This window comes from Vibrio sp. SG41-7 (genome assembly GCF_014164465.1).
Classification (GTDB): domain Bacteria; phylum Pseudomonadota; class Gammaproteobacteria; order Enterobacterales; family Vibrionaceae; genus Vibrio; species Vibrio splendidus.
On record NZ_JACJFF010000139.1, the window covers coordinates 1 to 13,015 of the forward strand.

Annotated in this window: 11 protein-coding genes and 1 pseudogene; 8 read left to right on the top strand and 4 right to left on the bottom strand. The window is 44.6% G+C overall.

Annotation, left to right across the window (positions count from 1 at the left end; all coding sequences use genetic code 11):
• The 3 genes from dxs to xseB all read right to left on the bottom strand — a co-directional run.
• Nucleotides 1–1,608 (bottom strand): 1-deoxy-D-xylulose-5-phosphate synthase (gene dxs, locus H5300_RS22900; RefSeq protein ID WP_182796979.1); only part of this gene is annotated, 1,608 nt, incomplete at its 3' end.
• A 21-nt stretch (nucleotides 1,609–1,629) separates the two neighbouring features.
• Nucleotides 1,630–2,514: a (2E,6E)-farnesyl diphosphate synthase gene (gene ispA / locus H5300_RS22905; protein WP_182796980.1), complete on the bottom strand. Its 885-nt coding sequence runs from the start codon at nucleotides 2,512–2,514 to the stop codon at nucleotides 1,630–1,632.
• A 20-nt stretch (nucleotides 2,515–2,534) separates the two neighbouring features.
• Complete coding sequence (gene xseB, locus H5300_RS22910) at nucleotides 2,535–2,777, bottom strand: exodeoxyribonuclease VII small subunit (protein ID WP_004734405.1); 243 nt, start codon at nucleotides 2,775–2,777, stop codon at nucleotides 2,535–2,537.
• A gap of 298 nt (nucleotides 2,778–3,075) precedes the next feature.
• Between xseB and pomA the strand changes: the two genes are divergently transcribed.
• The 8 genes from pomA to H5300_RS22950 all read left to right on the top strand — a co-directional run bounded on the left by pomA (nucleotide 3,076) and on the right by H5300_RS22950 (nucleotide 12,704).
• Nucleotides 3,076–3,840, top strand: a complete 765-nt coding sequence (gene pomA / locus H5300_RS22915) for a flagellar motor protein PomA (protein ID WP_004734406.1) — start codon at nucleotides 3,076–3,078, stop codon at nucleotides 3,838–3,840.
• A 12-nt stretch (nucleotides 3,841–3,852) separates the two neighbouring features.
• Nucleotides 3,853–4,800: a flagellar motor protein MotB gene (locus H5300_RS22920; RefSeq protein WP_004734407.1), complete on the top strand. Its 948-nt coding sequence runs from the start codon at nucleotides 3,853–3,855 to the stop codon at nucleotides 4,798–4,800.
• 373 nt (nucleotides 4,801–5,173) lie between these two features.
• Nucleotides 5,174–6,622, top strand: coding sequence for a tRNA uracil 4-sulfurtransferase ThiI (gene thiI, locus H5300_RS22925; protein WP_065606073.1), 1,449 nt, complete (start codon nucleotides 5,174–5,176; stop codon nucleotides 6,620–6,622).
• Nucleotides 6,623–7,285: 663 nt separating this feature from the next.
• Nucleotides 7,286–8,194, top strand: a complete 909-nt coding sequence (locus tag H5300_RS22930; RefSeq protein WP_017080068.1) for a transcriptional regulator GcvA — start codon at nucleotides 7,286–7,288, stop codon at nucleotides 8,192–8,194.
• Nucleotides 8,187–8,810, top strand: coding sequence for an alpha/beta fold hydrolase (locus H5300_RS22935; RefSeq protein WP_102490564.1), 624 nt, complete (start codon nucleotides 8,187–8,189; stop codon nucleotides 8,808–8,810). Before H5300_RS22930 ends, H5300_RS22935 begins: the two co-directional genes overlap by 8 nt.
• Nucleotides 8,800–9,198 carry a DUF423 domain-containing protein gene (locus H5300_RS22940; protein ID WP_029406321.1) on the top strand — a complete coding sequence of 133 codons (399 nt, stop codon included), beginning with the start codon at nucleotides 8,800–8,802 and terminating at the stop codon, nucleotides 9,196–9,198. The genes H5300_RS22935 and H5300_RS22940 overlap by 11 nt, the downstream gene beginning before the upstream one ends.
• Entirely contained in the window at nucleotides 9,195–10,286 is a 1,092-nt protein-coding gene (gene rlmM / locus H5300_RS22945) for a 23S rRNA (cytidine(2498)-2'-O)-methyltransferase RlmM (RefSeq protein ID WP_004734383.1), read from the top strand. The genes H5300_RS22940 and rlmM overlap by 4 nt, the downstream gene beginning before the upstream one ends.
• Nucleotides 10,287–10,673: 387 nt before the next feature.
• Nucleotides 10,674–12,704 carry a TonB-dependent siderophore receptor gene (locus H5300_RS22950; RefSeq protein WP_182796981.1) on the top strand — a complete coding sequence of 677 codons (2,031 nt, stop codon included), beginning with the start codon at nucleotides 10,674–10,676 and terminating at the stop codon, nucleotides 12,702–12,704.
• Nucleotides 12,705–12,902: 198 nt separating this feature from the next.
• Here the strand turns inward: H5300_RS22950 and H5300_RS22955 are convergent.
• Nucleotides 12,903–13,015 (bottom strand): annotated as a pseudogene (locus H5300_RS22955) (flap endonuclease Xni); the annotation flags it as partial.

Here is a 13,015-nt window from a genome sequence, read left to right on the forward strand (position 1 = left end):
TGCAACTGTCGCATCGATAGCGTCTGCCGTTTGAAGTGCACTCTCAAGGAAAGTACCGAAGCTTAGGATAGCGACCTTCGAGCCATCTTTTGCTTTTTCGCTTTCGCGAACGATACGACCTTTACCAATCTCAAGAGCGGTAAACTCACTTTGAATCTCAGTACCCATCCCATTACCACGAGGGTAACGAACGGCACTTGGCCCTGTGTGCTGGTGGCCGGTGTAAAGCATTTGGCGACATTCGTTCTCGTCGCTTGGTGCCATGATCACCATGTTTGGAATGCAGCGCATAAAGCTTAAGTCGAACGCACCTTGGTGTGTTTGACCATCGGCACCGACAAGACCTGCACGGTCAATAGCGAACATAACCGGTAGATCCATGATGGCAACATCGTGGATCAGTTGATCGTAGCCACGTTGTAAGAACGTCGAGTAGATAGCCACAATTGGCTTGTCACCCGCAATCGCCATACCTGTTGCTAGCGTCACAGCGTGTTGCTCAGCAATTGCTACATCAAAGTACTGTTCTGGATACTCTTTCGAGAAACGCACCATACCAGAACCTTCACGCATTGCTGGCGTTATCGCCATTAGCTTAGGATCTTGAGCGGCCATATCACACAGGAAGTCGCCAAAAATCTTAGAGAAAGTTGGTTTAGAGCTGGTGCTCTTAGGCAGACTTGAATGTGCAGGATCGAATTTAGGTACGCCATGGTAGCCAATTGGATCTTTCTCAGCTGGCTCGTAGCCTTTACCTTTCTTCGTCATGATATGCAGGAACTGAGGACCTTTAAGATCTCTCATGTTCTTCAGCGTTTTAATCAGCTCATTGACATCATGACCATCAACTGGACCAATGTAGTTAAAACCTAACTCTTCAAACATGGTGCCAGGGACAACCATGCCTTTTAAATGTTCTTCTGTACGACGAACCAGCTCTTTAATCGGCGGAACGCCTGATAGCACTTTCTTGCCACCCTCACGAATTGAAGTGTAAAGACTGCCAGAAAGAACTTGAGCGAGGTGGTTGTTTAGAGCACCGACGTTTTCAGAGATCGACATCTCGTTATCGTTAAGGATAACCAGCATGTCATTATGAATATCGCCCGCGTGGTTCATGGCTTCGAAGGCCATACCTGCGGTAATCGCGCCATCACCAATCACACTCACGACTTTACGGTTCTTACCTTCTTTCTTCGCACTGATCGCCATACCAAGTCCGGCGCTGATCGATGTTGAAGAGTGACCAACAGATAGAGTGTCGTATTCGCTCTCTTGACGCCATGGGAATGGGTGCAGTCCATCTTTTTGACGGATAGTCGACAAGCGGTCGCGACGACCCGTAAGAATCTTGTGTGGATAGGCTTGGTGGCCAACATCCCAAACCAATTGGTCAAAAGGCGTGTTGTACACATAGTGCAGAGCAACGGTTAGCTCTACTGTACCTAAGCCTGACGCTAAGTGACCACTTGACTGGCTCACCGAGTTAAGAAGATAGGTACGTAATTCATCACAAAGCTGTGTAAGCGTCTCTTTTGGAAGTAGACGCAAATCCTCTGGCTTATCAGCCAAAGCAAGAGTTGGGTACTTTGATATATCAAGAGTCATAGGTAATGCGCGCTTATTGTCTTAGTTCTTGCGCTCGATGACGTATCGGGCGAACTCTTCGAGTGACTGGGTATTGTATGGGATTGCAGCCAAAGCTTGAAGCGCTTCCTGTAGCAGAGTTTGCGCTTTTTCTTGAGCGCCCTCTAAACCTAACAAAGAAGGGTAGGTGCTTTTGTTCAAATCTTGGTCAGAGCCCTGTGGTTTACCCAAAGTTTCGGTATCGCTAATGATATCTAAAATATCATCCTGAACTTGGAAGGCTAACCCGATTGCATCGGCGTACTTATCTAATTGAGGCATCACTTCAAACGCTTTTTCGCCAGCAGCCAGAGCACCTAAACGAATCGCACTCTTCATTAGAGCGCCAGTCTTGTTACGGTGAACTTCTTCTAACTCTTCTAGCGTGACAAACCGGTTTTCAGCTTCAATATCAAGAGCTTGTCCAATGCACATACCTTGTGCACCAGATGCTTCTGCTAGGCGTTGAATCATTCGAACGCGATTGCTTTCCCCGTCAGCACTTAATGTGCCTTCCGCAAGTATAGTAAACGCGAGAGTTTGTAGGGCATCGCCAGTTAAAATTGCCGTTGCTTCATCGTATTTGATGTGACAAGTCTGATGGCCACGACGAAGTTCATCGTCATCCATTGCTGGAAGGTCGTCGTGAATCAGAGAATAGGCATGAATACATTCGATTGCAGAAGCTGGAGTATCGAGTTCTTCAGCGGTACAGCCGAGCATTTCCCCTGTAATGTAGACAAGAAATGGACGTGCGCGTTTGCCACCTAAAAGTAACCCATAACGCATCGCGTTGATAAGGTTCTGATTTTGGTGTGGCAGGCGATCAAGCCAAAGGTTCAGCTGCTCGTTATTACGTGCTTGATAAGACAATAAAGTCTCGATCATAGGGGATCTCATACAATTCGTTATTCTGGTTGTGGGTTAAAGTCACTAAGTTCTGCATTTTCATCATTTTGCAGTAAGATGCTAACACGCTGTTCAGCATCGTTTAGTTTACTTTGACCAGCACGAGCGAGGGAGATGCCTCGTTCGAACTTTTTCAGCGCATCATCTAAAGCTAGATCACCATTTTCTAGTTGATCAACCAAGCCATCAAGCTCTTCGATAGCCGCTTCAAAGCTCATATTTTCAGGTTTCTTAGTAGCCATAATAAATCTGCGTTTGGAAATATGAACGAACGTTACCCTAGGCCGCTGAGATGGTCAAATGTAACCAAGAAATTTTGCTAGAAAGTTCGTTTTTAAGGGGCTTGAACTCACTTTGGTTGAATAACCTTAGCTTTATCGAGTTTATGCGCTAAGGATAAGAGCAAAGTAAGCCAATAATTGTGATTCAAAAACGAAAAGTGTGATATTTAGGCCAAGAATTTACTAAAAGATCTTATAGTCTGGCCGATAAAAAGATTATCGTCGACGTAGAGCTACAAAAAAGCATGAGGAGTGCTCAGTGGATTTAGCAACCCTAATAGGTTTGATTGGTGGATTTGCCTTTGTAATCATGGCAATGATCCTAGGTGGAAGCCTCGGGATGTTCTATGACACGACATCCATTTTGATCGTGGTGGGTGGTTCAACGTTTGTTGTTCTAATGAAGTTCACCATGGGACAATTCTTTGGAGCAACCAAAATCGCTGGCAAAGCATTTATGTTTAAGGCCGATGAGCCTGAAGATCTTATCGCTAAAGTGGTAGAGATGGCGGATGCAGCACGTAAAGGTGGCTTCTTGGCACTTGAAGAGATGGAAATCAGCAACAGTTTCATGCAAAAGGGCATCGACCTATTGGTAGATGGCCATGATGGTGATGTGGTGCGTGCTGCACTGCAAAAAGACATCGCATTAACCACAGAACGTCATGAGCAGGGCGCGAAGGTGTTCTCTGCATTTGGTGATGTAGCACCCGCGATGGGTATGATTGGTACCTTGGTTGGTTTGGTTGCCATGCTTTCTAACATGGATGATCCAAAAGCGATCGGCCCTGCGATGGCGGTAGCACTTTTAACGACCCTGTACGGTGCAATTCTTTCGAACATGGTGTTCTTCCCAATTGCGGACAAGCTTGCGCTGCGTCGTGACCAAGAGACACTCAACCGTCGTTTGGTTATGGATGGTGTATTAGCGATTCAAGATGGTCAGAACCCACGAGTTATCGATGGTTACCTCAAGAGCTACCTCAATGAAGGTAAGCGCACGATTGATGGTGAACCCGCGTAAGAGGATTTGAAGATGGATGAAGAAAATCCATGTAAATGTCCTCCTCCGGGGTTACCTCAATGGATGGGGACATTTGCTGACTTGATGTCACTGCTGATGTGTTTCTTCGTACTGCTGCTCTCATTCTCTGAGATGGACGTACTGAAGTTCAAACAGATCGCTGGATCGATGAAATTTGCGTTTGGTGTGCAAAACCGCTTGGAAGTGAAAGACATTCCTAAAGGCACCAGCATCATTGCACAAGAGTTCCGTCCTGGTCGCCCAGAGCCGACACCGATTGATGTGATCATGCAGCAGACGATTGATATTACGCAGCAAACGCTTGAGTTTCATGAAGGTGAATCTGAGCGTGCTGGCGGCACAATGCGTGACCAAGGCAAGATGACGGGAGGCAAGTCGCCAGAGGTTTCAACTCACGACAATCAAAACTCTGAGTCAGACCAACAGCAACAGCAAGCCGAAGCTCAATCGCAAGAGATGGAAACCTTGATGGAAAGTATCAAGAAAGCGTTGGAGCGAGAGATCGACCAAGGCGCGATTGAGGTGGAAAACCTTGGCCAGCAGATCGTCATTCGAATTCGTGAGAAAGGCGCGTTCCCGTCGGGTTCTGCTTTCCTACAACCTAAGTTTCGACCATTGGTTAGACAGGTGGCTGAATTGGTAAAAGATGTACCAGGTATTGTTCGTATTTCTGGCCACACCGATAATCAGAGACTTGATTCAGAGCTTTATCGTTCTAATTGGGACCTGTCATCGCAGCGTGCGGTGTCTGTGGCTCAAGAGATGGAAAAGGTACGTGGCTTCTCTCATCAACGCTTGAGAGTGCGCGGTATGGCCGACACAGAGCCAGTAGAGCCGAACGATACTGAATGGCAGCGTAGTCTCAACCGCCGTGTTGAAATCAGCATTATGCAGGGTGAGCCGCTTTACAGTGATGAAGTACCTGTTATTGGTCAGTAGTAGGCAGAGAGACAGCGATTAGTCTTCAGGTACACATACGTTAGATATACAGACGTTAGTTAGATACACATACGTTAGTCTGTAGATAGCGTCGAAAGCCCAACCTTATGATGAGGTTGGGCTTTTTGTTTTCTGGTCTTCAATGATGCTCTCAGCGGTATTTATGTCGTTTTGAAACCTGCTACTTTTAATAACAGGCGGTTTAATTATCGGGTTAAAGCAACCACTCTTTTCCTTGCTTCACTTTCTCATGTATAATTCGCGCCCTTAGATTTAATATTGATCTATTATTGCTTCAATAACTATGTGAAATGACCTTTTACGTGGTGATGAACCTACTAAAATTTGTGAACCTTATTGGCGTGAAAGTACTATGAAATTTATTGTTAAGCCTCATCCGGAAATTTTTATTAAAAGTGAATCGGTGCGTAAGCGCTTCACAAAGATTCTAGAACGTAATATTCGTACTATTCTTCAGCGTCGTACTGAGTCTGTGGCTGTCTTCAACCGCCGTGACTACATCGAAGTGACGTCTGAGAGCGACAAGTACTTTAAAGAAACACTCGAAGTATTGACGCAAACTCCGGGTATTCATCACTCCCTTGAGGTTCAGCAATCAGAATTTAAAGACCTGCACAATATTTACGAGCAAGTTCTTGAACGAAGCGGTGCTCTTATTGAAGGCAAGACTTTCTCTGTGCGAGCCAAGCGTCGTGGTAAACATGACTTTACTTCTATTGAGCTAGAACGCTACGTAGGTGGTGGTTTAAACCAAGCGGTTGAATCAGCAAAAGTAAAACTGAAAAATCCAGATATTACCGTTAAAGTTGAAGTCGAGAACGAAAAGCTAAACCAAGTTATTGAACGTCATAAAGGCCTAGGCGGATTCCCTCTAGGTACTCAAGAAGATCTGCTTAGCTTGATCTCTGGCGGTTTCGATTCTGGCGTTTCAAGCTACTTACACATCAAACGTGGTTCTAAAGTGCATTACTGCTTCTTTAACCTAGGTGGCCCTGCGCACGAAATTGGTGTTAAGCAAGTTTCTCATTATCTATGGGATAAATACGGCTCATCGGCAAAGGTGAAGTTCATCTCTATCGATTTTGAACCGGTAGTCGCAGAGATTCTTGAGAACGTTGAAGATGGCCAAATGGGCGTGGTTCTTAAGCGTATGTTCATGCGTGCTGGTGGTATGGTTGCAGAACGCTTCGGTATCGAAGCCCTAGTAACCGGTGAAGCATTAGGTCAGGTTTCTAGCCAAACGCTAACTAACCTTCGCCACATTGACAACGTGACCGATACTTTGATCCTTCGTCCGCTTATTAACTGGGACAAAGAAGACATTATCGACCTGTCTCGTAAGATTGGCACCGAAGACTTCGCGAAAGTAATGCCTGAGTACTGTGGTGTTATTTCTAAGAAGCCAACAGTGAAAGCGAAGAAAGGCAAATTAGAAGCAGAAGAAGCTAAGTTTAACTTTGAAGTGCTGGAGCAAGTGATCGAGAACGCTCGAGTTATGGATATCCGTGACATCGAGAAAGAGAGCCAAGAGCAAGCGCCGGAAGTTGAACAAGTTCAAGCTGTTGCTGAGCACGCTATCGTTCTTGATATCCGTAGCCCAGACGAAGAAGACGAAAGCCCACTAGAGATCGATGGTGTTGAAATTAAACATATCCCGTTCTTCAAGCTCTCGACTCAGTTTGGTGACTTGGACCAAGAAAAAGAGTACTTGCTGTACTGTGACCGTGGTGTAATGAGCCGTCTACAGGCACTTTATCTAAAAGAGCAAGGCTTCCATAACGTGAAGGTTTACCGCCCATAGTGGTATAGAGTAGCCGAATATTTTACAAAGCCGTTTACTGAAAAGTAAGCGGCTTTTTTATTTTCTATTGTGAATGTTTTACAGTAGGCAGTAAGAGGCGCGAGTTTGTCGAGTTATCATCATGCTCTTTCTTGAGACTCTGAGATTGAAATGATGGGGTTTAAGTTGGCTTGTAGGTGACCGAAGAAGTGTGAGTATCTGAGGAACTCTGTTACTTTTTAGTGCTATTCAATGGTTCTATTTGTATGTGTTCAGTTGATTATTTGAGTGGGTGTCTGATTCTGTGATTAACGATGAAAAATAACAAAGATTAATTAGCACAGCTATTGATAAACTTGTTGTTATTTTTCTTTGCACATAAAAAAACACCGCCCATAAGGCGGTGTAAACAAATTTGACAGACAGGTCAAAATAAATACAGGAAGTACATGTCTCGTTTCAGTATAGAACTGCAACAAAACATTTGGTAGAACTCTACCCAACTCGAAAAGAACGAGTTTGCAAACACAACATCGCAGGAGCTAAACCAATTGATTCTAGAGAGAATCAAGCCGTTCAGGCTAGCTACTGCGGGATGAAATATAGAATTTCTCTGGCCGCTAGGCAATGGACAAATTATAATGTTTCAGATAAAAAAAACTAATGCTTATTTAGAGAGTACCTATGTCTCGTCGATTACCCCCATTAAACTCGCTAAGAGTGTTCGAAGCCGCTGCTCGACACTTGAGTTTTACGCGCGCTGCAGAAGAGTTGTTTGTTACTCAAGCTGCAGTGAGTCATCAGATTAAAGCGCTTGAAGAATTCTTGTCTTTGAAGCTGTTTCGTCGAAGAAATCGCTCTTTGCTGCTGACTGAAGAAGGTCAGAGCTACTTCTTAGACATCAAAGATATTTTTACATCACTGGCAGAAGCGACGGATAAAGTGCTTGAGCGAAGTGAGAAGGGCGCATTGACCATCAGCTTACCGCCAAGCTTTGCCATTCAATGGTTAGTGCCAAGGCTTGCAGACTTTAATCAGCAAGAACCTGATATCGACGTACGAATTAAAGCCGTTGATATGGATGAAGGCTCGCTGACCGATGACGTAGACGTAGCTATTTATTATGGTCGAGGCAATTGGTCGGGGCTTAGAGCCGATAAGCTTTATCAAGAATACTTGATCCCTCTTTGCTCACCTTCAGTGTTGCTTGGTACCAAACCATTAGAATCTCTAAGCGATTTGGCATGCCATACACTATTGCATGATACTTCTCGAAAGGATTGGAAGCAGTTCGCTAAGCAAAATGGCATCGATGGGGTAAACGTCAATCACGGTCCTATCTTTAGTCACTCAACCATGGTGTTGCAGGCGGCAGCTCACGGCCAAGGTATTGCACTGGGTAACAACGTGTTGGCGCAACCTGAAATCGAAGCGGGTCGTTTGATTGCGCCTTTTGACGAAGTGTTGGTGAGCAAGAATGCCTTCTATGTGGTTTGTCATGAGAAACAAGCCGATATGGGCCGTATCGCCACCTTCCGCGATTGGATGCTAGCGAAAGCGCAAAGTGAACAAGAGGATTTACTCGATGAATAACGTCATCATTGACGGTGAAGACAATCCAATCACCTTTGTCTTTGCACATGGTGCTGGCGCAGGTATGGATCATGAATTCATGCAGTCGGTGGCAAAAGGGTTAGCCTTTAAAGGGATACGAGTGATTCGTTTTAATTTCCCTTACATGATTAAACGTGCTGAAGATGGCAAGCGTCGTCCACCTGACAGAGCCCCTAAGCTGCTTGAAGCTTACCAAGACATCATTAAGCAGTGCGATGCCGATAAGCTTGTGATTGGCGGTAAATCGATGGGAGGGCGTATGGCGAGCCATTTGTCTGAAGTTGATAAGGTGGCAGCGATGGCCTGTTTAGGCTTTCCTTTCCACCCTCCAGGTAAGCCAGAGAAGTACAAAGGTGAGCACTTAGCTGAGTTACAAAAGCCATGTCTTATTTTGCAGGGTGAGCGCGATACCTTTGGTAAGCGTGAAGAGTTTGCTGATTTCGACCTGTCGGATTCTATTCGTGTTGAATTTATCCCAGACGGTGATCACAGCTTTAAGCCTCGTAAGAGCTCTGGTTACACAGAGCAGCAGAATATTGCCTTAACCGTTGAGAAGCTGTCGGCGTTTATCAAAGGGGTACTCGATGAGAAGTAAGTATTTACTCACGTTTGCAGGTATCTCTGGCGCGATTGCTGTGATGCTTGGTGCCTTCGCGGCTCACGGGTTGAAAGCTATTTTACCTGAGTATCTGCTAGGCGTGTTTGAGACGGGTGTTCAGTATCAGTTTATCCATACTTTGGCGATATTGGCGTGTGGCGCTCTGCTGCACATGAAACTTGGCGCTAAATCACAAAAATATTTTTTCATTGCGGCAATTTGCTTTATCATCGGCATCCTTTGTTTTAGTGGCAGCCTTTATGGCTTGGCACTGACAGGAATAAAATGGTTTGGCCCTATCACTCCGTTTGGTGGTCTACTATTTATCATTGGTTGGGGAGTCTTCTCCTTCGCTGCTTTGAATATAAAAGAGGTAACTCAGTGAAACACGTACTACTTTATTGTCGCTCTGGTTTTGAAAAAGAATGTGCTGGCGAAATTCAAGACAAGGCAACACAACTGGAAGTGTTTGGTTTTCCTCGCTTAAAGAACAATACAGGCTTTGTATTGTTTGAATGTTATCAAGCAGGCGAAGCCGATAAATTGGTTAAAGAGATCGACTTCCAATCGCTGATCTTTGCTCGTCAAATGATCGCGGTAGCAGCTGAAATCAAAGATCTGCCGACTGATGATCGTATCTCTCCAATTCTTGAGGCGCTTTCTGAGAAAGAAGGTTTCCCACGTTGTGGCGATATCCGTATTGAAACGCCAGACACCAATGAAGCGAAAGAGCTTTTGAAGTTCTGCCGTAAGTTTACCGTGCCAATGCGTCAAGCTATGCGTGGTAAAGGCCTGATGACAGCGAAAGACAATGTTAAGAAGCCTGTGCTTCACTTATGTTTTATCGCTCCGGGTCATTGCTTGGTGGGTTACTCTTACCCAACTAACAACTCACAGTTCTTTATGGGCATTCCTCGTTTGAAGTTCCCATCAGATGCGCCAAGCCGTTCTACATTGAAGCTAGAAGAAGCGTTCCACGTATTCATCCCTCGTGATGAGTGGGATGAGCGTCTTGCTCCAGGTATGTGGGGTGTAGATTTGGGTGCGTGTCCAGGTGGTTGGACTTACCAACTGGTTAAGCGTTCTATGTTCGTTCACTGTGTTGACAACGGCATGATGGCGGACAGCCTAATGGAAACGGGTCAAATCAAGCACCATATGGTGGATGGCTTTAAATTTGAACCTGACCGTAAGAACGTGACTTGGATTATCTGTGACATGGTTGAGAAGCCAGCTCGTGTTGCTCACTTAATGGGTGAGTGGATCATCAAAGGCTGGGCGAAAGAAGCACTGTTCAATCTTAAACTGCCAATGAAAGGCCGTTACGATGAAGTATTGCAGGATATCGAGAACCTGAAACAGTTCCTGATTGATAACAAAGTTAAATTCAAGATGCAGGCGAAGCACCTTTACCACGATCGCGAAGAGATCACGGTGCATATTCAGTCGCTTTCGAATATCTCACCGTACTAATATTTACATTAGTGTGTCAGTGATAAAGAAAATGCTCCTTTAAGGGGCATTTTTTGTATCTGTAGTTTGGTTATGTGAACGGTGACGTTTTTGGCAAACGGTTTGGTTATCGTCGCCGATTTGTAATTAACTTCTGCGATTGAGGCCTAAAAAAGCCGTAAGAGATCGAGACTTACGGCTACCTAATTCAGGGATGATACGAAGAAGGGTTTATTTAATAATTCAGCGGCAAAACTAGTCAGTTTTACAACAAGAACATCTTAGCTAAAAGTGATTTTATTAAAAGTAAGTGAATGTAAGTAAAGAATGTAAATGATAAGAATTATCATTCAAAGTGTGTAATATTCACGCCTCCTTACTTGATTCTATAAACTATAAAAACACAATATGAAACTTAAAGCACTATCAGTGGCCGTTACGGTTGCCTTGACTTCATTTACTGCCCTTGCTGCAGACGAAACAGAAACCGTTGTCGTTATCGGTTCCGCTCTTGATCAACTTGTTCAGACAGAAATAAATTCAGATATCCTTGAAAAGAAACAAGCAGCGGACATCAAAGATGTTCTCAACACCATGCCTAGCGTAACGGTAGACGGAAACGCACGCTACTCACGTAAAGTCTATGTACGTGGTATGGAAGACAAATTTGCTGTTGTGACCATTGATGGTGCTCGTCAAGAAGGTCAGCTATTTCACCACTCGGGCGATCAGGCGATTGACCCTGCGATGCTCAAGCGTGCTGAAATTGAACTCGGCGGTAACTCAGCACTTTCGGGTTCTGGTGCGATTAACGGTTCATTTAGCTACGAAACCAAAGATCCTAGCGATCTTCTTAAGCCGGGCGAAAGTGTCGGTGCACGAGTAAAAACGAGCTATCAAACGGCTTATGAGCGTTTCGCAACCAATGTCGCTGTGTATGCAAAAGTGAACGACAAATTACAGTTCATGGGTATTGCAAACTACTCAGAAGATGGTGATCTACATATTCCTGATCAGGAAGCTGTAACGTCCAAGCAGGGCGAGCTTAAATCTGGTATGGCTAAGGTTGTTTTCATCCCGAACGATGCCAACGAATTTAAACTGACCTTCAACCGTTATAACGATGGCGGTAAGCGTCAACTTTCTGGTGAGAAGGCCGGTGCACTGTATGCTGATGATGAACACAACTACCACTCACTAAATCGCGATACAGTGACTCTGCAACATGAATACGATGCGGGTAGTGATCTGGTGCATCTGAAAACCAATGTTTACTACAACCGTCAGTACATGGAGCGTGATGCGCTAGTTGATACTGCTTGGGACAAAGACGCGAACGGCGACTGGATTAAAGACGGTAAAATTGCTATTCCAGATCGTGAATATAACGTGACAACCATCGGTGGTGACATTCGTAACATTTCTTGGGTTGGTGAGCATGAGCTTACTTACGGTCTTGATGGTTACAAAGCTGAACAATGGATTGATGCTGGCGATGGCGTTTACCAAAGCGGTTCAAAGCAAGGCGAAATCAAGAAGTACGGCATGGATGGCGGCACGGTTACCGCTTACGGCCTTTACGTGCAAGATATGTATGAGTTCAGCGATTTCCGCTTAACCACGGGTCTGCGTTACGACGTTCACAAGTTGGGCGGTGTTTACACGGGTGATTTTGATCAGCTGTCTCCAAAGTTCAAGGGTGAATACCAAACTACGGATAACCTAAAACTTCGTGTAGGTTACGGTCGTCTGTTTAAAGGTGCATCACTACCAGAAACGCTAACGATGAAAGCAGCACCTGATGTTGACCAGTCTGATACCAAGGCGATGACGGGTAACAACTACGAAGCGGGCTTTGATTACGAGCTAACACGTTTGCTTGCGGCTGATTACGCTATCTTAGGTTTTACGGCTTACACCTACAACCTTGATAATCAAATGCACCCAACCAAGAACAACTCAACATTAGCTAACCAGTATGATGTTGAAGTGTGGGGTGTTGAAACGGTATTAAGCTATGAGCTAGATGCGTTAAGTGTTTACGCTAACCATTCGTACTCAGATGGCGAGCAAAAGAGCCTGAAAAATGGCAAGACAAGCCACATGAATAAAACCGGTATTCATAACTTTAAGGCTGGTTTTAACTACAGCATAAACAGTGAGTTTGTGTTTGGTTGGGATTCACGCTTTGTACCGGGTAATGATTACACGGATGAAGATGGTGATGAAATTAAACGCGCAGGTTTCGCAACTCATAACATCTGGGCGGCTTACACACCTACGTTTGCTAAAGATCTAGAAGTGAATCTTGGTGTCGATAACCTACTTGATAAGAAGTACGCAGAGCATACTGGCTTTGGTATCTCTTGGGGTTCAGATAAGTACACCAGCTACGAAGCAGGTCGTAACTTCAAAGCCTCAATCGCTTATAGCTTCTAATCCACTCTTTACTGCAAGTCATTCTAGAAATAGAAGTTAACCAGTATAAGCGGCATGTTTCGCCTTAACTGAAACCAAAAAAGCCTTAGTTCAGACTAAGGCTTTTCTACTTTCTAATGACTGTGTTTCTAAGTTATTGATTTGTAATCGATATGTTTTATCGGTTAGCTTTTTAGTGATTGAGCTTGTAACGTCGAATTAAGACACCGCTTCGTAGCGAATATCTTGCAGATTGAAACCCAAATCGATGTCTGTTTTGAGTGCTGAAACGAGCTTACATACGCGAGCCGATTCAATATGCTCATCGAATT